We start from the raw sequence: 20,520 nt of genomic DNA, 5'->3' as shown, positions 1-20,520 counted from the left end.
CAGGTGGCTACCTGCCAGGGCTGGGGATAAGTGGTCCAGACCATTTCTCTTAGCCGGCGTAGTTGATTTCGCTGAGGCTGCTTTCAATGCGGGTCCAGCTCAGCCCGGCTACGATATACAGCCCACCGTCCCGGGTCATTGCAACCGCCTGGTCGATGCCGTTGCCGGTGACAATGCGGGTAATGCCTTGCAGGGAATCGTACTGGGTGTTCTCGCCGGTCAGTGAGACCAGTTCGGTCTGGGTGGTGTCGGTGTTCCAGAGGAAGACCTCCACGTCGCTGACCCATTCAGCCCCGCGCGGGTTAATCTCTGCGCCCAGGCGCACCGGGTCAAGGAGCTGGGTGGGGGTACCGTCTGCCGACCGGCGGATAGCTGAGACCCAGGCCCCGTAGTTGCTTCCGTCGGCTGCCGAGGTGACCAGTACGGCCCGGCTACCGTCGCGGGCGATAGAGATGCTCTGCAGGAGCTCCCCCTCGATCCAGCTGGTGACCTCGCGGGCGGCGCTGTCTTCCTGACCTGCGGCGATAACCCGCACAGAGCCGTCTTGCTCCCCCACCCAGAGCCAGTTCTGGTGGTCAAAGCAGGGCGCTAGCACGTGGGTGCCCCGGTAGACCGAGCGGGCACCGTTGGAGTTAGCCAGCCAAATCTCGTTCTGCCCGGTGTTGGTGTAGGCGTAGTAGTTACGGGTGTAGTTCATGGCGGGCAGGGTAATGAGGGCCTGGGCTGAGGTCTCTACGATGGTCTGCTGGCTGGCGGTATCGTCCAGGGCTGCCCGGGCGATCAGGCGGTTATCTTCGATACCCACGATGTTGCTGGCGGCTTCGGGGTTAACTGCCGGTTCCCGGTAGTTCTCGAGAGTGGGGGCCGCAACGATTTGATCGTTGATGGTGAGCTGCACCGTGGTGACCGAGGCGAGGTTGGTGAGGGTCTGGGTGAGCTGGGTGCGTAGGCGCTCGGTTTCGAGGGCGCTGGCTGCGGTGAGGGAAGTGCCCCCGGAGAGCTGGATGTCAGCCGCCCCGTTTTCGATGGGGACGGAGTTGCGGGTCAGGCTGGTATCGGCCGGTACAGCGGTCACAACAGCCCCGGTGAGGTAGGGGGCCGGCCCTTCAAGGAGCACCCTCACCAGGGAGGTAGCTACCGTGGTGCGTTCGGCGAACCAGCGCACATCGGGCACAGCGTAGGTGTAGGTGGGGTCGTAGAAGTAGAGGGTGAAGGGGTTGAAAACGTCCGCGAATTCGTTTCTGCTCAGCACCGTTCCGTCGGGAGCGGAGGAGATACGCCACTCCCCGTCGACCTGGCGCAGGGTGAACTCTACCTCGGTATCAGCCACTGTGGTGTAGGAGGTAGCCAGGCCCTTATCGTCAACCAGGGTGCTCGTGGGCACGGTGACCAGGTAGCTTGAGTCGCTGACGGAGGCCGTGGTGAAGGATGAGTTGTAGACCAGGGTGCGCCCGTCCGGCTTCCAGGACTGGGCCAGGTCTTCGGTTAGGTAGAGCCTGGCTACGCTGTAGTCATCCTTCACCCCTACCCCGGCGTGCAAGAAGCCCTCGATGATCTCGGTAGGCCGGGCCCCGGGGGTGGGCCCTTCGGGCGAGTTGCCGCTGGCGGAGGTGCTGCCCGTAGCCTGGGGGTCGGCGTAGTGGTTGACTTCGCCGTCGGTGGGAATAGCGGCGCAGGCGGTGAGGGTCACGAGAGAGCTCAGGGCCAGGCCGAGGGCTGACCGGCGGGAAAGGTTAGGGTTCAACGGTGGGCTCCGAGGGGTTTGGGGCGTCGGGGTTCACGGTCGGGGTGGCACCGGTAGCCGGAGCGGATGGTGCGGGCAGCGGCTCGCCGCTCAGCAGGACCGGGGAGGGGCCCATGGGCACGTCCTGGTCAATGGGGATGGTCATGCGGAAGCTGGCCCCCTGCCCCTTAATACCCCAGGCTTCGAGGGCTCCCTGGTGCAGGCGGACGTCCTCGGCGGCGATCGAGAGCCCCAGGCCGGTACCGCCCAGGGTGCGTTTGCGGGAGGTGTCAGCCCGCCAGAAGCGGTTGAAGACTTGCTCGGTTTCTTCGGGGCTCAGGCCGATACCGTGGTCACGTACGGCAACGCCCAGGGTGCTTTCGGTGGCGTCCACGTACACGTCGATGGGCTGACCCTCGGAGTGCTCTACGGCGTTGAACAGCAGGTTGCGCAGCACCCGTTCAATGCGGCGGTGGTCCATATCGACCATAATCTCGGTGTGATCGGTGTGCACGGTCAAACTGGTGTTGGTGCGCATCAGGTGGGGCTCTACAGCCTTGAGTACCTCATCGAGCACGGCCATGAAATCAACCGACACCGTATCGAGGGTCTGGGAGCCGGCATCGAAGCGGGAGATTTCGAGCAGGTCAGCCAGCAGGGAGTCGAAGCGGTCCACCTGGTTATAGAGCAGCTCGGTAGAGCGCTTGTAGAGGGGCTCCATGTTATCGCGGTTATCGTGCAGCATATCGGCTGCCATGCGCACCGTTGTGAGCGGGGTACGCAGCTCGTGCGACACGTCAGAAACAAAGCGCTGCTGCATGGTCGACAGCTTCTCAAGACGAGAAATCTGATCTTGCAGGGAGTCAGCCATACGGTTAAAAGACATACCCAAGCGCGCCGTCTCGTTCTGGCCGCGCACCAGCACACGCTGGTCCAAGTCACCGGCTGCCAGTTTCTCAGCGGTGATAGCGGTAGAACTAATCGGGCGGATCACGAAACGGGCGATCATCCACACGATGGTTAGCACCACCACCAGGAGCACGCCGAAGCCCACCCAGACCACCAGGTTGATGTACTGCACGGTCGCCTGTGAGGTCGACAGGTCATAAATCAGGTAGAGGGAGTAGTCGGGGTTCTGGGGTATCGAGATACTGGTGCCGACCACCAGAACCGGGGTGCGGCGTCCGTCCGCTGAGGTAATACTCGAGGACTGCCAGTAAATCCCCGTGCCCTCACTCATGCTCTGGGCGAGTGCCTGGGGCACGTCGCTGACCGTGACCTCGCTACTCTGGGTCTGCTCCACGATAAAGCCATCGGTGGTAGCGTTCACGTCCTTAAGAAGCACCCAGTTGCGGTTGCTATCGGCGCTACTGCTCTCAAGCACGGTTAAGAAACGCGAAACATCGCGCTGAATCTCGGTGCGTCCGGTGGCATCAGAGCCGTTGATGAGAGTCTGCACGTTACTAAAACCAGATGATGATTCTTCGAGGGCCTGCCGCAGGTTGCCGCGGAAGAGGGAGTTAGCAATCTGGTGGGAGATAAAAGAGCCCACAAAGATGAAGGCCACCAGCAGCAGGCAGGCCGCGGCTACTACAGCTCGAAACTGTAGGGACTGCTGCCAGAGTCTGCGGGCACTAGCCAGGGGTCCGTAGGCCCGGGAGGGGCCTGCGGGGGCGGTAGTTCGAGCGAACGCGCGAGGTAAAGTACCAGCCACGGGTTAACGGTGGCCTGCCGCAGCCTTGTAGCCCACACCGCGCACGGTCAGCACGATCTCGGGGTTCTCGGGGTCGCGCTCAATCTTGGCGCGCAGACGCTGAATATGCACGTTGACCAGGCGGGAATCGACGGTCTTTTCGTAGCCCCATACGTTGCCCAACAGGGCCTCGCGGGTCATGACCTGACCGGGCTGCCGGGCCAGGTTCGCCAGAAGTTCAAATTCGAGGGGGGTGAGCTGAATCGTTTCACCCTCGCGGCTCACCGTATGCCCTGCCAGGTCAATGGTGAGGTTACCGATACGCAAAGGTTCGTTATGGCAGTCTTCGCGCGGGCGCAGGCGGGCGCGGACGCGGGCCAGCAGCTCAGCGGGCTTGAAGGGCTTGGTCATGTAGTCATCGGCACCAGCCTCTAGCCCCTTGACCACGTCCTCGGTATCGCCCTTGGCGGTCAGCATGATGATGGGTACGTCCGACTCCCCGCGAATCTGGGTGCAGACCTCAATGCCGTCCATGCCCGGCAGCATAAAGTCCAGCAGAATCAGGTCGGGGTGGTGGGTAGCAAAAGCCTCAAAGGCCCGGTCACCGGCGTCGCAGAAGACCGTCTCGTAGCCCTCTTGTGCCAGCACGATACCGACCATCTCTGACAGGGCGTCGTCGTCGTCAACTACAAGAATGGTTTCTTTCACGGTGGGTCTCCTGGTGAGGTTCACAATGGGCCTCCCCCTAGTGTACCGGGGTTAGGCGGTGAGCCGGTTTAGGCGTCTTGGGCGATTTCAGACAGGGCACGGGCTGTTTCGGTCAGGTGCCCCAGCACGGTAGTAGCCCGCTGGGGGTCAGTGGTGGCCAGGCTACCGGTTTCGGTCAGCACCAGCTGGTTGAGAAGCTTCTTCCCCAGACCAAGATCCGACCAGGTACGCCACAGCCCCCGGGCCAGGTCGCCAGCAGGCACCCGGACCAACGGATCAACAACCTCTAGATAAAGCCCCCGCTCAGCTTCTAGGCGGGGAGCTAGCGCCTCCCATGCCGAGGTGGGTTGGCCCTCCATCGACAGCAGGGGGATAGCAAGAGTCTGCCTGACCTCAGGGTGTAGCTTCACATAATCAGTCCGAGTGACAACCTGAGCGCCCAAGCCCTCTAGTTCCTCGTGCAGAGCCCCCAGCAGGGCCACCAACTCGTGCCGGGGCACAGCCCGCAGGGTACGGTAGCCGCTAGAGGTCGGCAGCTGACCTGCCGCCACCTCAATCAGCAGGGGCTCTTCTACCTGCACCAGCACCTGCGCACCGGGCACAGCCTGACGCAGCAGCTTCAGCACACCGTGAAAACCAGCCCGCTGGGCCTCGGCAAGATCGCACCGAGCACCATGATCTGAGAGGACACGCTCGCCACTGGTTAAGTAGGTACTGGCAGCTAGGCTCAACGGCCCCAGCAGACGTAGCTTGATGGTTCCGGGGGCAGCCCCGCTTTCCTTCCCCACGACGTCCGCCAGGATATTGATATCAGATTCCAGGAGCGACCTGGCGGCATCCCCCTCAGCAGCGTAGCCGCCCGTGAGCCGCCAGCCTGCGGCGGTGCCGTCCGCACTCAGCCCTTCTAGGGCCGCGATAGACCGTGCCAACAGGGTTGCCCGGTAGCCCCGGTCGGCCTGCTCCGGCAGGTAACTGATATGGGGCTCCCCCAGCTCACCGCGGATACGGATCACAGCATCGAACACATCGTCCCCCGCCCAGGGGCCAAGGCCGGTAGCCCCAACCGTCAGGTGCTCCTCAAAGGTCAGCGGGTTCTCTAAGTCCTTACGGGCAGCCAGCATTTCGGCGTCGGTCGGCAGGTAAAGGGCAGGGCGAGTGGGCATAGAGGTAACTCTTTCTGCCACCTACCGGTGGCTGTAGCATTGCGGGCTAAGGGTTGAGCGGCTAGGACTTCTGTTCGGCCTCAGCCGCAATCTTCTCGTGGTGCCTTATAACCTCAGAAATAATGAAGTTCAGGAATTTCTCGGCGAACTCCGGGTCAAGGTGGGCAGCTTCAGCCAGCGAGCGCAGGCGCTTAATCTGGGCTTCCTCCCGCCCCGGGTCCCCCGCTGGTAGGGAGTGCTCGGCCTTGAGGTGGCCGACGCGCTGGGTTGCGCGGAAACGCTCAGCGAGAATATGCACCAGAGCTGCGTCCATGTTGTCGATGGTCTGGCGCATGGTGAAAAGTTCTTCCAGGACGGCCGGATCGACCCCAGCCATCGAGGTGGCGCGGGTATCGAAGTCAGCATGGGCCTGCACGTCGTGGGCCTTCGGAGTTGTGTTCATGTGTTTAGTCTAAAAACCTCAGGTGCTGTTTGCAGGGGCAAGCCCGCAGATTTCACCCTGTGGACTTGTCCGGGTGTAGAAGCTTCAAAAGGTTCAGCAGGCTCGCGCTCGCTGCCGCCCCTCTCGCTGGTTCGCTTCGCTCACAAGCGATTCACGCCAGCCGCCGAGCCAGCAGCTTCGCTGCGAGCCTGCTTCACCTATTCATGGAATCTGTTACTTAGCGGTGATGTCAGCCCGGTCGAGGCTGTAGGCGCGGGCGATGGTGGACTGGCCCAACACACGGGTGCCCTGATAAATCACCATGGTCTGCCCCGGAGCAACACCGCGCAGTTTCTCGTGCAGGCGCACCACAGTTTCCAGGCGCAGGGCACCGGGCTCAGTGGCTTCGTCGTTAGTTACCCATTCCAGGTGGGCGGTTGAGGGGACGGGGTCGGCATGGGCTCGCACCTGGGCGGTGACATCAAAGGACGCCGAGCGGGCACCTTCTACAGGCTCTTCGGCCAGGAAAGCGGCAGCTTCTTCTACAGGCAGACCGGCCCAGGTTTCGCGGATACCGCGAATCTCGTCAATCTCGAGTAGATCCTTACCGCCCACGATGACCTCGTTGGTCTTGGGGCGGATTTCTAGCACGAAGCGGGGCTTACCGTCGGGGGCAGGGTGCCCAATGGCCAGACCCTTGCGCTGCCCCACGGTAAAGGCCTGGGAACCGCGGTGCTTGCCAAGCACGCGTCCGTCCGTGTCCTTGATATCACCCTCGGTCATGTCGATGTGCTCTTCGAGCCACTCGCGGGTATCGCCCTCGGGGATGAAGCAGATGTCGTAGGAGTCAGGCTTCTTAGCTACCGAGAAGCCGCGTTCGTCGGCCTCGGCGCGTACCTCGTCCTTGGAGGGGGTATCAGCCAGGGGGAACCATGCGTGCTTGAGCTGCTCGTGGGTCAGCACACCCAGAACATAGGACTGGTCCTTAGCCCAGGTGGCAGCGCGGTGCAGCTCCCGGTTGCCGTTCTCGTCCGTAATGACCTTGGCGTAGTGGCCGGTCACTACCGCATCAAAGCCCAGCGCCACGGCCTTCTCTAGCAGGGCCGCGAACTTGATTTTCTCGTTGCAGCGCATGCAGGGGTTGGGGGTGCGGCCGTGCTCGTACTCAGAGATAAAGTCATCGACCACGTCCTCCTTGAAGCGCTCGGAGAAGTCCCAGACGTAGAAGGGAATCCCCAGCTGGTCGCAGACCCGGCGGGCGTCCATGGAGTCCTCGATGGTGCAGCAGCCGCGGGAGCCGGTGCGCAGGGTGCCGGGCATGCGGGAGAGCGCCAGGTGCACGCCGACCACCTCGTGACCGGCCTCAACGGCGCGGGCAGCGGCAACGGCCGAGTCCACGCCACCGCTCATAGCAGCAAGAATTTTCATTAGTCTGTCCTCAATATCGATAAAAGTTTGGTTGTGGGCTCGGCAGTTTTAGTTCCATCGAGCGGCGTCCGGGGCGTGGCCCGCCATACCTGCCTTTTTGGCTTGGGCCCAGGCGCCGGGGAGGGCGGTAAGGAGGGCGGTGACGTCGTCCTCGGCGCTAGTGTGGCCCAGGGTGAAGCGCTGGGCGCCGCGGGCCTCGTCCTCGCTCAGTCCCATAGCCAGCAGGACGTGGGAGGGGCGGGGCACCCCGGCGTTACAGGCTGAGCCGGTGGACGACTCCACCCCTGCCATATCGAGCAGGAAGAGCAGGGAGTCGCCCTCGCAACCTGGGAAGGTGAAGTGGGCGTTGCCGGGCAGGCGGCTGAAGGTGCCGGCTGCTCGGTCCTGGGTGCTTTCGGGAGCGGCCCCGCGCAGCTGGGCTTCGGGAACAGCCGCGAGGACACCCTCAATGAGGCGGTCCCGCAGTTCGGCCTGGCGGTTGGCTTCGGTCAGAAGGTTTTGCCCTGCTTCGGCAGCTGCTGCGCCAAAGCCCGCGATAGAGGCGGCATCAATGGTTCCTGAGCGCACGGAGCGTTCTTGCCCGCCGCCGTGGAGTACGGGCATGAGCTGGGCGCTGCGGGTGGCGATGAGGGCACCGATTCCCATGGGTCCGCCAATTTTGTGGGCTGAGATCGCCATGGTGGTGGCGCCGGATTCCTTGAAGTTCACCAGCAGGGTGCCAAAGGCCTGGACGGCATCCGTGTGAAAGGGAATTCCAAATTCTGCAGCTACCGCAGCGATTTCTGCGACGGGCTGGACGGTGCCCACCTCGTTGTTAGCCCACATGACGGTGACCAGGGCAACCGTCTCTGGGCTCTCGCCCACCGCCTGCCGAACCGCTTCGGCACTGACTACACCGCTGGCGTCCGGAGCTACCCAGCTCACCTCGGCCCCCTCGTGGGCCTGCAGCCATTCAACGGTATCGCCCACGGCGTGGTGCTCGATGCCCGAGACAACAATGCGGGTCGCAGCCGGGTTTGCTTCGCGGCGTTTCCAGTAGAGCCCCTTGATGGCCAGGTTATCTGCCTCGGTACCACCGGAGGTAAAGATAATCTCGGCAGCATCGCAGCCAGCAACCCGCGCGATACGTTCGCGGGCGTACTCGACGGTAGCGCGAGCAGAGCGGCCCGCTGAATGCAGGGACGAGGGGTTGCCGCCAATTTTCATCTGCTCCACCACGGCGTCGATAGCCTGAGGGAGCATGGGGGTGGTGGCGGCGTGATCCAGGTAGACCCGGGGCATGGGCGCTGGCCTTTCCGTGGCGATTGGTCAAAACAATTTAGCCTTCCATCATACTCCCCCGCTCCCGTGGCAGGCTATGGACTGCTTCACCCTCTCAACAGCTCCCAGCGCGCTTTTATTTCGCGGCGGGCGCGTAAACTGTTGGGGTGTTCAAGATTCTTTTTTATACCCCTGAGATTCCCGGTAATACCGGTAACGCGATTCGTCTTGCCGCTATCACCGGTGCAGAGCTGCACCTGGTCAAGCCCCTGGGCTTTAACTTTGAGGACGCCAACCTGCGCCGGGCTGGTCTCGACTACCATGACTTGGCGATCATGACCGTGCACGAGACCCTCGAGGACGCTTGGGAGGCCCTAGCCCCGGCCCGCGTCTTTGCTTTTACCACCACGGCCACCACTAACTTCGCTGATATTACCTACCAGGAGGGGGACGTGCTCATGTTTGGCCCCGAATCGGTCGGGCTGCCCGAGCACGTACAGAATAACCCGCACGTTACCCAGCGGGTCAAGATCCCGATGGTTCCGGGCCGTCGCTCCCTCAACCTGGCCAACAGCGCCTCGATTGCGGTGTTTGAGGCCTGGCGTCAGCACGGCTTTGTAGGTGGAGCAATTTAGTCACACAAAGGCTCTGCAGGTTCACGGCGAGCGTGAGCCGGCAGAGCCTTTGATGTCTCTAGCTGTTAGCGGCGTCCCCCAGGGTCACGGTGACCTGCTGGGTTGAGCCGTTGCGCTCAACGGTAAGGGTGACGGTGTCACCTGCTGCTGCCTGGCGGACGGCGGCGGTCAGCTCGGTTGCCTCGCTGATGCTACGCCCGTCAACAGCGGTGACCACGTCGCCTGACTTTAGGCCGGCAGCTTCGGCTGCGCCGCCGCTGGTGACCTCCTGAATCAGGGCACCGTCGCCAAAGGCTTCGGATGAGTCGTTGTTGGCGGGTGAGGTGGAGACGGTAGCTCCCAGCATGCCGTGGGTGGCTGAGCCGTTATCGATAATTTCCTGGGCTACCCGCTTGGCGTAGTTGATGGGGATAGCGAAGCCAACACCGATGTTGCCGCTGGTGGAGGTGCTGGATGAGTCGGTGGAGGCAATGGCCACGTTGATACCGATTACTTCACCGTTGGAGTTGATGAGGGCACCACCGGAGTTGCCGGGGTTCACCGCAGCATCGGTCTGGATGACGTTGATGGCGATGGTGGAGCTTGAGGTGGTGCTCTGGCTCTGCTGGCCGGGAATCTCAAACTGGAAGGGTGAACTGCCAAAGGGGTCGGTAGTGCTGCTACCGGAGTCAGTGGTGGATTCGTCGGCTGCCGATGAGGCTACTTCGATGGTTCGTACTAGGTTCGAGACGATACCGGTGGTCACGGTGTTAGACAGTCCCAGGGGTGCACCGATAGCTACGGTGGTATCGCCAACATTCAGAGCATCAGAGTCGCCTAGGGTTGCGGGGGCGAGGGCCAGGCCGCTGGTGTCATCCAGCTTAATGACGGCCAGGTCGCTGGTGGGGTCGGTGCCGACCACGGTGGCGGAGCGGACGGTGCCGTCAGCTAGCTGAACTTCAATGGCTGCGTTAGCGGTAACCCCGTCGAGAGTGACCACGTGGGTGTTGGTGAGGATGTGCCCCTCGGTGTCGAGAATAACGCCGGAACCGGAGCCGGAAGCGTTCGATGAGGTGGCTGCGATGGTGACAGTGGAGGGGGCTGCCTTGGCAGCAGCAGCGGTAACAGCGTTGACGGAGTCGGTGTTATTGACGATGGTGGTGCCCGAGCTAGTGGTTGTGATGCTTGAGGCTACACCGGTTGAGGTTGCAGCTACTACCCCACCGCCGATACCGCCACCGACCAGGGCAGCGATAGCAGCTGCCGCCAGGACGGTGCGGGTTGCATGCTTGCCCTTGTTCTGTTCGGGCTGGTCGGCAGGAGCAGCGTAGTCGCCGGTGTAAGCGGCACCGGCACCGGCGGCAGGAGCCTGCTGGGCAGCAAAAGCGGTGGTGGGGTCGTCCTGGCTGGAGGCACCCGCGGCGGAGGCCGCTACCTGCTGCTGGTTCATAGGAACGGTACGATCAGCGGACGACGAATCGGGAGTGGGTTCCCATGAGTTCTGTGACATCTCAAGCAGCTTTCTTTCGAGATCTTTTGATGTGGGCACCTGTCCAAGAGGTGCACCTGCGGTGTTTTCTTAGCTCCCACTATGCGCTATAGGTCTGTGTTAGAAATGAAGCAAAGCTGTGTGTTTGCTGTACATAGAGCTGAGGAATGCATCGCCCTGAGCTGAGGGTGAACGCCGTTAGCTACCTCAAAAGAGAGCGGGGTGAGCGGGGCTACAATAGTGCTCAAGTACCGCTGACCTCTAGAAGAGAGACCCCATGTCACGCAAACCTGCCACCACTGCCCTGCTTGCCCTTGCTTTGGCGCTGGGAGTATCGCCCGCTACCCTGGCAGCGGCTCCCTACGATTTGGACGCCGGGGTTCGGGTCAGCGACACCACCTCCTCGCTGGGAGACACAAGTTCGCTAGAGGATGCCATCAGCCAGCTTGCCAGTGACGAACAGGTCAATCTCTTTGTTGTGACCATTGATCAGTTCGAAAGCCCCAGCTCCTCTTCGGAGTGGACCAGTGATTTTGCCACCCTCAACAATATGGGTACCAACGACGTGGTACTGGTCATCGCCACCGAAGCCCGCCAGGCCTACTTTATGGCCGGCTCCACCTCGGTTCTTTCTACCAGCCAGCAGGAGAAGATTTATCAGAATTACATCTACCCTGAGCTAGCGAACTCCGACTACGAGGCCGCTGCTCTGGCTGCGGTCACCGGTATCGAGTCTGAACTCGGTTCTGGTTCAGTAGCATCAGGTACTTCGGGGGCGCTCGTGGGTGGTGCTACCCTCCTGGGTGTAGCCGCCGTCGCTGGCGGCGGGGCCTGGGCTTTTAGCCGCTCACGGGCGTCCGCGCGCAAGAACACCGGCGGCAGCCGCAGCGGGCAACCCAGCTCATCCCAGCCCCTGCCCTCTATCGAAGAGCTGCGTACCCGGGCAGGTGCCCAGCTGGTCGCCACCGATGACGCCATCGCCCACTCCCAGCAGGAAGTTGAGTTCGCCCGGCTGCAGTACGGCGATGACGAGGTCAAACCCTTCCTGGCTGCCATCGAGGCGGCTAAGAACCACATGCAGCGTTCCTTCCAGCTGCAAAAACAGCTGGACGATGAGATCCCCGATACCGAAGCTGACCAGAGGGCCTGGCTGAACGAAATTCTTGCCCGCACCGAGGACGCCCAGAAGGCTCTCAACGAGCAGGTTGCCAACTTCACCAACCTGCGCAAGCTCGAAGAAACCGCACCCCAGGCTCTCGCTACCCTTAACCAGGGCATAGCCTCAGCTGTCCCGCTCTTTCCCGCTGCCCAGGCAGCCCTCGACCGTCTCGGTACCCTCTACTCCCCCAGCGCTTTCGGGGCGGTGGCAGATAATATCAGCGAAGCCCAGGCCCGCCTAGACTTTGCCCGGCAAGAGGCCAAGGAGGCAGAAGACTTGCTGGGCACCCAGCGAAGCCAGGCCATTCTTGCCCTGCGCGCCGGTGAAGAAGCTCTCGGCCAGACCAGGGGCCTACTAGAGTCGGTCCACCACGCCGAAACCGACCTGGGCAAGATGGCAGCCTCACTCGATAACGCCCTGATTTTGGCTAACCGCGACGTTGCCCAGGCCCAGGAGCTAGCCCGCACAGGGGCAGGCAGCAGCAGCCAGCTCTCAGGTGCTGCCGCCGGGGTTCAGGCCGTACTCGGCCAAATCCGAACCGAACGCTCCGCCGGGCTGATTGACCCCTACCTGCTCAACCAGCGGCTCCACGAAGTACGGTCAGACCTCGATACTGCCCTCGATGCGGTGCGCCAAACCCACGAACAAGAGCGCAGCGCCCGTGAAACCCTGGGCCACACCCTGGTGTCTGCCCAGGCCCAGGTATCATCAGCCAGCGAATACGTCTGGGCACGACGAGGCGGCGTAAAAGCCGAAGCCCGCACTCGCCTCCGCGAGGCAGAACGCAACCTCACCGAAGCCCAGCAGCTCCAGCACAGCGACCCTATCGCTGCCCTGTCTCACGCCAATGACGCTATCCGCCTCGCCGGGGAAGCCCAGCGCATCGCCCGCTCCGACGTGGACCGCTTCAACCAGCGCAACGGCTACTCCGGCGGTGGCAACTACAATTCAGCCATGCTGGGCGGCATCCTGCTCGGCACCCTACTCGGGGGCAGCAACCACAGCTCTGGCGGCGGCTTCGGGTCAGGTGGATTTGGCTCAGGCGGCTTTGGCGGCGGCATGGGCGGTGGCACTTTTGGCGGAGGCTTCGGCGGCGGAGGCAGCTGGGGCGACGACGGAGGTGCCGGGGGCAACTTCTAGCCCACCGGCGTCCGTCCGGCTCTCCCCTTCCTGTTCACACACGGCCCCGCGCCTGTGCACAGGCTTAGTTTTCGCTGACAACGTAGTAACCACAAGGTGTGGCAGACCACCATCTGCTCCAAGCCTTGACAGAATAAAAGAAGGCACAGCAAGCCCGCTCATGCTTTCCCCACCCACCGAAAGGTACCCTCATGGCTAAGCAGACCATTTTCAGCCGCATCGCCCAGCTCACCAAGGCCAACATCAACGCCCTGATTGACGCCGCTGAAGACCCCCAGAAGATGCTCGATCAGATGGTGCGCGACTACACCAACAACATCGCCGAAGCAGAACAGGCTGTCGCCCAGACCATCGGCAACCTGCGCATGCTCGAAGAAGACCACGCCGAAGACCTGCGCGAGGCAGGCGAATGGGGTGCTAAGGCCCTGGCAGCCTCCAACAAAGCCGACGAGTTCCGGGCGGCAGGCGACACCGCTAATGCCGACAAGTTCGATAACCTGGCCAAGATTGCCCTGGGTCGCCAGATGCAGGCAGAGAACGAGGCCTCCGCCATCAAGCCCCAGATTGAGTCTCAGACCGCCGTGGTTGAGCAGCTCAAGACCGGTCTGACCCAGATGAAGGAGAAGCTGAACGAAATCAAGCGGAAGCGCGATGAACTCGTAGCCCGCCAGAAGTCAGCTGCGGCCCAGTCCCAGGTCAACGACGCCCTCAAGGCCTTTGACGTCATGGACCCCACCAGCGAAATCTCCCGCTTCGAAGACAAGGTGCGCCGCGAAGAAGCCCGTGTACGCGGCCAGCAGGAGCTCGCGGCGTCCTCCCTCGATGCCCAGTTCAACGACCTTGAAGAACTTGGCCGCCAGTCAGAGCTCGATGCCCGCCTAGCAGCCCTCAAGGCCGGCAAGCAGTAAAACAGCTACAAGGGTTAAACAGATGGGGCCCACCTCCCAAGGAGGTGGGCCTCACATCTGTATCTAGGAGTGCAAGGACGCCCCTTGCGACTATTTGCTCCCGCCTACGGCTAGGGCTAGCCTGCCTGGGTGCCAATCTGGCCGGTAATACGGTGGAATAGCATATCGAGAGCAACCACATTGACGCCCTCGGGGATAATCATGTCTACGTGGCGCTTTGAAGGCTCCACATGCAGCTCATGCATGGGCTTGACGGTGGTGAGGTACTGGGCCTCAACCGACTCAATAGTACGACCCCGTTCGATGACGTCGCGGCGTAGGCGGCGCAGGATGCGCACATCGGCATCGGTATCTACAAAGAGCTTGATATCGCACAGGTCGCGAATTTCAGGCTCAGCAAAAATCAGGATGCCCTCGAGGATGATGATGGGCTGAGGTTCAACGATGAGAGTCTCATCTGATCGGTTGTGATCCGCAAAATCGTAGACAGGGGTCTCGATGGTCCGCCCCTCGATGAGGGCTTTAAGGTGGGTCGCTAGAAGATCATTGTCGAAGGCTTCGGGCGCATCGTAGTTCAGCAGGCAGCGCTGTTCGTAAGTGAGGTGGTCATTGCGCTTGTAATAGTTGTCGTGATAAATCACGCCTACCTGTCCATCAAACTTTTCAAGCAGGGAGTTGGTCAGGGTGGTCTTGCCGGAGCCGGTGCCACCGGCGATACCGATAATGAGGGGTTTCATGTGTGTGCAGCCCTATAGGTCGAAGTATTACTGCTATCTATTGTGGCATGCTCCCCGGGGACGGCACCCACCCCGCTTTGTCCCCCAAAATCCTGGCACAGTTTGTCCTCAGCCGCCACCCATATATTTCACAGGTAAATTTTTGCCAAACTTTAACACCCAGCTTTTTCCCAGATATAGGGCCTACCAGCTCAAACAGGGGCAATTTTAGGAGATACGACAAGCGGGGGACAAATTTTTTCTCTACAGCCTGCCCTTTGGGGGACAAAATATGTGTATAGTTGGGTACAGCTCGTACACCACCCCACCGACCGTTTGAGGAAGAGCACCATGATTTTTGCAAACTGGGCAACCGACACCTACACCAGCGTTTCGCTGGGCTCTGCCGTCAAGCGCCAATCTTCCCACGGTGGGCTCAAGAAGTTTCACAAGGCTCTGCACATGGCAGATTCCATGGTGCGCGGGGAGACCGTTGTTGATGTAGCCACCGGCAAGTTTGGCAGCTTTGGCGACTCTCTGTTGGTCATCACTAACGAGCGCGTCCTGATTCTCAAGAACTCCTTCCAGGCTGGCAACAGCATTTCACTTGACCTGCACGCACTCGACCAGGCCAAGCTGACCCACCTCCCCTTCCTGGGCAATACTCTTACCATCGACGGCTACCGCTTTAGCCAAATTCCTGCCGACTACACCGGCACCCTGCGAACCCTGCTGGCAGCAGACCTTGCAGGCCACTGGGCCCAGGCAGCCTAAGACCCTCACCCCAATAAACTAAAGACCGGCCGCACCTAATGGTGCGGCCGGTCTTTTCTTTACGCCACCACAAGAGGTAAAAGCACAGGTGTTTTTATATATCTATCTTTTTGACCCAGTAGGAGCGCCACAAAAATCTTAAATACCCAATATTTCTAGACATTACCCTATTTACCAGGATTTTTCCCCAAATCTAGCAAAGCACTTTTCACAAAAAGTAAAGACAAGCGTGCCAAATAAAAGATTTGGTGATACGATTGTTTCAACAGCTGTTGCAGAACCGTTCCTAACCTTGCACTAAAACAAAGGAATTACCGCCGTGGCTACACCCCAAATCCAGCGTCGTACCCTGGCACGTGGCGCAGCCTGGGCCACCCCCGTCATTCTTGCCAGCACAGCTGTACCTGCTTTTGCCGCGTCCGCACCCCAGGTAGAAGACGACTGCACCTACGACAAAATCGTTTCTGCCCCTTGGTCCAATGTCTGGCCCTCCCAGGGCAACTTCACCGGTGCCGTTGCCAAGGAACTTGAGTGGGCTGTCTACCCCGCCAGCAGCTGTCTTACCGGGCTACAGGCTTTCTCTTTCGACAATTCGCTGCCCACCGCTCAGGCAGGAAACCCCCTAGCCTCTTCAAGCGCAACAGCTAACACCTGGCCACCCACCTACCCCGCAGGGGGGCAATCAGATGGCCGATATCAACTCTGTAAACGGTATCAACGGCGTAGGCCAAGGAGCCATCATTTCGGTAACCATCGAGAACATCGCAGGCGATGTGGTCTACCAGCCCACCCCTACCGGCAGCTACCGCTTCATCTTCGCTAACGGCGGGGCCGCCTACAGCTCTAACGGCACCCGCGGAGCCGGCGCCAACGTCCCCATGATTCGACTCAACGACGACTTCAAGGGCGCCGATACCACCTACTCCAAGCTCTATAACTACCTACGCTTTGCAGATGCGCCCATGGTTACCAAGAACACCATGCACACCTGGGGCTACGGCAACCACTACACCACCGCAGACGGCCGCGACGGCTGGAGCTGGGACATCGAGGTCATGAGCAATATTGCTAACGGCCGGGCCGGTGCCAGCGTAGTCTCCTTTATGACCCGCATGCCCGCAGCAACCTACGGCGATGCTGCCACCACCAGCGCTTCGGTCATCAAGACCCAGTACCGCGTTACCGTTACTTCACCCTGGGGTGTGGTTAGCTACCTGTCAGCAGGTATCTAAATCTTTTCCATCTCATCAGTCAGCACAGAGTAAAGGAGTTGCCTATACCGTGAGTCAGCCTCTCCCCGTGAGAGGCACCCGAAAAAGACGTGCAGTAGGCCCGGGCCACCGTAAGATGACCCGGGCCTACTGGTATAGATACACGGTCTCGGTTAAACCCTAGAACCGCCAACAGGAGTTGATGCTGGGAAGACCCTTAAACTGACGATCTAGGAAGATCAGGCCGCGGGGAATACCCTCAAAGATACCCGCCACGTGGGTGACGCCGGCCAGGGTGTAGAAGGTGACGCGGGAGCCCTGCTGGCAGTAGTCGGCAGCCAGCTGGCGGTTGGTCTGGTAGGGAATCACGTCATCGCCCCAGGATGAAGCAATCAGAATGGGCACCTGGGGGTGGCGGCCCTGCTGGCCCAGGTTATTCTGGGCCATGATTTGTGAGATCTGGGGGTCGGTGGTCATTTCACGGGCCAGGGTCTGGCCGCTGGCAGTCAGGGTGCGAGTGTTCTTAAAACCGAAAGTACCCACGGCGTCAAGGGTGCACTGGTCCCGAATAGTGTCGAGGGCTGCCTGGCCTTCGGCTGAGAGCTTGTGGCTCAGGTCGATGCCGTAGCTATCAGCCAGGCCTACTACGCCCATCAGGGAGAAACCGGTGTAAAGACCGCCGTCGATGAAGCTGGTGACGGCCTGCAGGTTAGCGGGGACGGCGCCAGCGTAGATGCCCTTGAGGTTAAGTTCGGGGGCGTAGCTGGCCTGGAGTTCACCGGCGGACGCCACCGCACCGCCGCCCTGGGAATAGCCCCAGAGGCCGATGGGTGAGGTAGCGCTACCCAGGCCGAGGTCAGCGGCTGTAGCTGCGCGGGCGGCGTCTAGCACAGCATTGCCCTGGTCTACTCGGTTGAGGTAGCTGTGGGTGCCCACGGTGCCCAGGCCGATGTAGTCGGTAATGACGACGTTATAACCGGCATTGAGCAGGGAGGTGATAACGAGGCTCTCGTATTCGGTTCCTGCTGCGAACTGGTTAGAGGGGGCACAAGAATCCCCGATGCCCTGGGTACCGGGGGCCATGGCGATGATAGGACGCTCACCAGGGCCGGTCCAGCGCTTGGTGGTGGTGAGTGCGGTGCCGGTGACCGCCACGGGGTTCCCCAGGTGGTCGGTGGACTTATACATAATCCGCTGGGCCTGGGCTACCGGGTGGGCGATGACGTTGTTGGCATCGACCTTGAAGGTGAAGTTTTCCTTCTTGATGAGGGCACCGTTAGCGGTGGGCAGCTGGGCCGGGGCGTCATAGAAATTTTCGCTAACTAGCGTTTCGGGAGCATCGTTGTAGATAGCTGAGGGGCTACTTCCCTCGCTGGTGAGGGCTTCGTGGATGAGCGCTTCTGCTTCTTGCACGGCCTGGCTGTTTTCAGTCAGGGGCGCGGTTTCGGCTGCGTTGGCCGGGGCCATGCTGAGGGCCAGCAGGGCGGTGAGTGAGAGGGCAGTTGCCCGGCGCTTGCCGATGTTTTTGGGCGCGGCGTGGCGCGGCGTGTATTTAGCCATGAGTTTCCCTATAGGTAAAAAAGCAAGTTTGTGCGAAGAGCACTTCACTAGTGTAAGGCATAAATCGGATGAGCACTGACGCCCTGCTTACCGCTTATAAGCATCTACGGGAAAGATTCTCTTGCTGAGTAGTTTAAACGAAGAAACCCACTCTTTCGAGTGGGTTTCTCATCTTGGTTGCGGGGGCAGGATTTGAACCTGCGGCCTCCGGGTTACAAGCCCCCATCTTCATCCGCGTCCTACAAGCAACATTACTGCTAAAAAAGCTCTACACCGCAGCTGCGCTCGAGAACAAGGGAGCCTAGTAATGCCTAATAACACACCCCACACCCTCACTATCACCAAACGGCCCCGCCACCACTACTCAGCAGCCGGCAGCGCCCCCGAATTCGAAGACCTCTACCAAGCACACATCACCAACCCCACCGGCGAAACTCTCTGCACTTTCTACTACCTAGCCCTCCCCGGAGAAACCACCGCCCTCCAAGCGAAACTAGAACAGCTAGGCTACTCAATACCCGAAGAGCTACTCCCCAAGCCTCTAGCTCCTACCTACAAACTCCACCAGAAATAAAAACCACCATGACCACCATCAACCTCTACACCACCCCAAACTGCCATCAATGCAGACTCACCCAGCGCAAGCTCAATGACCGTGCCCTTCCCTACAGGCTCATCAAATTAGAGAACGAACCAGCCATAGCCGCACGCCTTAAAGCCCGAGGCCTACTACAAGCCCCCATCGTCGAAGTACCCGGTGAAGAAACCCAGATATGGAACGGCTACAGACCTGACCTCATTGACCAGCTCGCAGCCAGGCAAGCACACCACGGGCAACCGACCCCATAGGAGATACGCAAGACCATTTGAGATAATGGACACATGCACAAAATACCTATGCCCAATAACGGGCGCGAGATGGCTCGTCTCCTCAAAGCCAACGGATTCACCGTACACCTAGGTAGCAGAGGCCATTATAAAGCCACCCACCCCGACTACCCTGAAAACCAGCTATCAGATTCTCGTCGACTCCGTCTGAGGGACGTTGGGCGTCTAATACTCTGGCCTGGATTAAGAGAACCTACAGCCTCACTCTCAAAAAAGAATAAGTAACCCGCCTCGGAGACACGCGTATCCACCGTCAAACCTTAGTACAGCTACTAGGAGAAGCTATGGATAACGCAACTACCTGGGCCCTATCAATCACCGCTTTCAACCAATGGCTACTAGCAGCAGGGCGACAGCCTTCGACTGTCTACACCCGAACGCGATGGTTGAATCTTTTGTCAAAAGCTTACCCCCAGGCCACGCCCGCGACTATCACTACAGGAGAGCTACAAGACTGGCTCTCAAATCCCCATTGGAAGCCAGCAACCAAGAAGAACGCTTTAGGCACCATTCGAAGGTTCTTCCACTACCTGGAAATTACCAACCATCGACCAGATAACCCCACGAAGCTGCTGCTATCAGTGAAAGTCCCGCGAGGCAAAGCAAGGCCTATCCCAGCAACTGCTCTGCAAAAGGGGCTAGACAACACCGACACCTCAGAGGATATCTTCATGCTTCTACTAGCGGCCTATGCAGGACTGAGGCGATTTGAAATTGCCAAGCTCCATACCCAGGATTACTGTGATGGCTGGATTACGGTACAAGGTAAGGGGTTGGTTACTCGATCGATTCCAGCTCACACGGTGCTGCTGCCCTATCTAGAGATGAAAGCCCAGGGCTATTACTTCCCTGGGCGTTTTTCAGGACACCGGCACCCTGATTACATCGGTAAGCGAGTTGCCCGGCTTTTGGGTGATGGTTACACCACCCATCAACTCAGGCATTGGTTCGCCACCACAACATATGCACGATGCCGGGACATTCGCGCAGTACAGGAGCTGTTAGGGCATGCGGATATTTCAACGACGCAAAGCTATATCGGTCTAGATGATACAGCTCTAACTCAGGCGATTCAGGCCCTTACCGACTTGCCGGTAGCACCCCAGGTGACCAGCAAGAACCAACGATAAGAACCGTTCTAGGCCCTAGCATAAATGCTAGGTAGAACTGCTCTCCGGCACCATGCCGGAGAGCAGTTCTGTTTTAAGGAAATTTCTGAGTAAATAGCCCGCCGTTTTAGCAAGCAGCTTGCATATATCTAAGTAAGGGACCTGTTCAGTTTCTGCGAGTGTCTGTTCAAGGGGATTTTGCAAGAGCTTGCAGCGCTGGGCAGGCTCCTTACCATGTCATGACATTAAATCATTTCACATCACATCATGTGATAGGAAGGAGTCTGGCACCTATGTCAGCTCACACAAAGACCGCCACCGCACTACTAGCAGCAGGAATCGCTGTTACTGGCCTATCTTCCACCGCAGCAATGGCAGAAGAAACCACCGCAGAACCTACCGCAGCCGCCAGCTCAGCATCCCCCGCCGCTGAGGAAACTACCCTTGCAGGTGAAATTCCTGTAGAGACTGTACCCACTGAGGCACCTGTAGAGGATGAACCTATCGCCCCGATTGAGGTTGTCCCGATTGACCCACCCAGCGCCCCGGTTGAGCC

General features: G+C 60.2%; 18 protein-coding genes and 1 pseudogene. 9 read left to right on the top strand and 10 right to left on the bottom strand.

The genetic code is table 11. The annotated features are described in order from the left end of the window. Positions 1-49 precede the first annotated feature (49 nt). The 7 genes from E4U03_RS02915 to E4U03_RS02885 form a co-directional block, all read right to left on the bottom strand. Positions 50-1,744 (bottom strand): GerMN domain-containing protein, encoded by a 1,695-nt coding sequence (locus E4U03_RS02915; protein WP_135011496.1) that lies wholly within the window; start codon positions 1,742-1,744, stop codon positions 50-52. Next, positions 1,734-3,437, bottom strand: coding sequence for an MtrAB system histidine kinase MtrB (gene mtrB / locus E4U03_RS02910; RefSeq protein WP_135011495.1), 1,704 nt, complete (start codon positions 3,435-3,437; stop codon positions 1,734-1,736). The genes E4U03_RS02915 and mtrB overlap by 11 nt, the downstream gene beginning before the upstream one ends. A gap of 3 nt (positions 3,438-3,440) precedes the next feature. Continuing rightward, the gene (gene mtrA / locus E4U03_RS02905; protein WP_135011494.1) at positions 3,441-4,124 is read right to left on the bottom strand and encodes an MtrAB system response regulator MtrA; all 684 of its coding nucleotides are present in this window, start codon (positions 4,122-4,124) and stop codon (positions 3,441-3,443) included. Positions 4,125-4,192: 68 nt separating this feature from the next. Next, positions 4,193-5,287, bottom strand: a complete 1,095-nt coding sequence (locus tag E4U03_RS02900; protein WP_135011493.1) for a hypothetical protein — start codon at positions 5,285-5,287, stop codon at positions 4,193-4,195. Positions 5,288-5,348: 61 nt separating this feature from the next. After that, on the bottom strand, positions 5,349-5,729 hold the full coding sequence (locus E4U03_RS02895; protein WP_135011492.1) for a chorismate mutase: 381 nt from the start codon (positions 5,727-5,729) through the stop codon (positions 5,349-5,351). 213 nt (positions 5,730-5,942) lie between these two features. Then, on the bottom strand, positions 5,943-7,136 hold the full coding sequence (mnmA, locus tag E4U03_RS02890; RefSeq protein ID WP_135011491.1) for a tRNA 2-thiouridine(34) synthase MnmA: 1,194 nt from the start codon (positions 7,134-7,136) through the stop codon (positions 5,943-5,945). 48 nt (positions 7,137-7,184) lie between these two features. Continuing rightward, the gene (locus E4U03_RS02885; RefSeq protein WP_135011490.1) at positions 7,185-8,417 is read right to left on the bottom strand and encodes a cysteine desulfurase family protein; all 1,233 of its coding nucleotides are present in this window, start codon (positions 8,415-8,417) and stop codon (positions 7,185-7,187) included. Between the two features lie 146 nt (positions 8,418-8,563). On the opposite strand from E4U03_RS02885, the gene E4U03_RS02880 reads away from it, so the two are divergent. Beyond that, positions 8,564-9,031 carry a tRNA (cytidine(34)-2'-O)-methyltransferase gene (locus E4U03_RS02880; protein WP_135011489.1) on the top strand — a complete coding sequence of 156 codons (468 nt, stop codon included), beginning with the start codon at positions 8,564-8,566 and terminating at the stop codon, positions 9,029-9,031. 58 nt (positions 9,032-9,089) lie between these two features. On the opposite strand, the gene E4U03_RS02875 is transcribed toward E4U03_RS02880, so the two are convergent. Further along, positions 9,090-10,520, bottom strand: a complete 1,431-nt coding sequence (locus E4U03_RS02875; protein ID WP_135011488.1) for a S1C family serine protease — start codon at positions 10,518-10,520, stop codon at positions 9,090-9,092. Between the two features lie 256 nt (positions 10,521-10,776). Between E4U03_RS02875 and E4U03_RS02870 the strand changes: the two genes are divergently transcribed. Then, positions 10,777-12,798 carry a TPM domain-containing protein gene (locus tag E4U03_RS02870; protein WP_135011487.1) on the top strand — a complete coding sequence of 674 codons (2,022 nt, stop codon included), beginning with the start codon at positions 10,777-10,779 and terminating at the stop codon, positions 12,796-12,798. A 191-nt stretch (positions 12,799-12,989) separates the two neighbouring features. After that, the gene (locus E4U03_RS02865) at positions 12,990-13,706 is read left to right on the top strand and encodes a PspA/IM30 family protein (RefSeq protein WP_135011486.1); all 717 of its coding nucleotides are present in this window, start codon (positions 12,990-12,992) and stop codon (positions 13,704-13,706) included. 116 nt (positions 13,707-13,822) lie between these two features. Here the strand turns inward: E4U03_RS02865 and udk are convergent, their stop codons facing one another. Beyond that, positions 13,823-14,443 carry a uridine kinase gene (udk, locus tag E4U03_RS02860; RefSeq protein ID WP_135011485.1) on the bottom strand — a complete coding sequence of 207 codons (621 nt, stop codon included), beginning with the start codon at positions 14,441-14,443 and terminating at the stop codon, positions 13,823-13,825. A 330-nt stretch (positions 14,444-14,773) separates the two neighbouring features. Between udk and E4U03_RS02855 the strand changes: the two genes are divergently transcribed. Continuing rightward, the gene (locus tag E4U03_RS02855; protein ID WP_135011484.1) at positions 14,774-15,196 is read left to right on the top strand and encodes a hypothetical protein; all 423 of its coding nucleotides are present in this window, start codon (positions 14,774-14,776) and stop codon (positions 15,194-15,196) included. A 686-nt stretch (positions 15,197-15,882) separates the two neighbouring features. Then, the gene (locus E4U03_RS02845) at positions 15,883-16,428 is read left to right on the top strand and encodes a hypothetical protein (protein WP_167752245.1); all 546 of its coding nucleotides are present in this window, start codon (positions 15,883-15,885) and stop codon (positions 16,426-16,428) included. A 159-nt stretch (positions 16,429-16,587) separates the two neighbouring features. On the opposite strand, the gene E4U03_RS02840 is transcribed toward E4U03_RS02845, so the two are convergent. Further along, positions 16,588-17,967 (bottom strand): lipase family protein, encoded by a 1,380-nt coding sequence (locus E4U03_RS02840; RefSeq protein WP_135011481.1) that lies wholly within the window; start codon positions 17,965-17,967, stop codon positions 16,588-16,590. 307 nt (positions 17,968-18,274) lie between these two features. Here E4U03_RS02840 and E4U03_RS02835 point away from each other — a divergent pair, with 307 nt between their 5' ends. From E4U03_RS02835 to E4U03_RS02820, 4 genes and pseudogenes are all read left to right on the top strand, one after another. After that, positions 18,275-18,541, top strand: a complete 267-nt coding sequence (locus E4U03_RS02835) for a hypothetical protein (RefSeq protein ID WP_135011480.1) — start codon at positions 18,275-18,277, stop codon at positions 18,539-18,541. Positions 18,542-18,549: 8 nt separating this feature from the next. Next, a complete protein-coding gene (locus E4U03_RS02830; protein ID WP_135011479.1) occupies positions 18,550-18,816 on the top strand; it encodes a glutaredoxin domain-containing protein in 267 nt (88 codons plus the stop codon). Between the two features lie 323 nt (positions 18,817-19,139). Continuing rightward, entirely contained in the window at positions 19,140-19,985 is an 846-nt protein-coding gene (locus E4U03_RS02825) for a tyrosine-type recombinase/integrase (RefSeq protein WP_135011478.1), read from the top strand. A gap of 272 nt (positions 19,986-20,257) precedes the next feature. Next, positions 20,258-20,520, top strand: a pseudogene (locus E4U03_RS02820) (hypothetical protein); the annotation flags it as partial.

This window comes from Rothia nasimurium, assembly GCF_004569295.1.
GTDB lineage: Bacteria > Actinomycetota > Actinomycetes > Actinomycetales > Micrococcaceae > Rothia > Rothia nasimurium_B.
The sequence above is the reverse complement of the archived record's forward strand: the minus strand, read 5'-3'. Positions and strand labels throughout refer to the sequence as shown.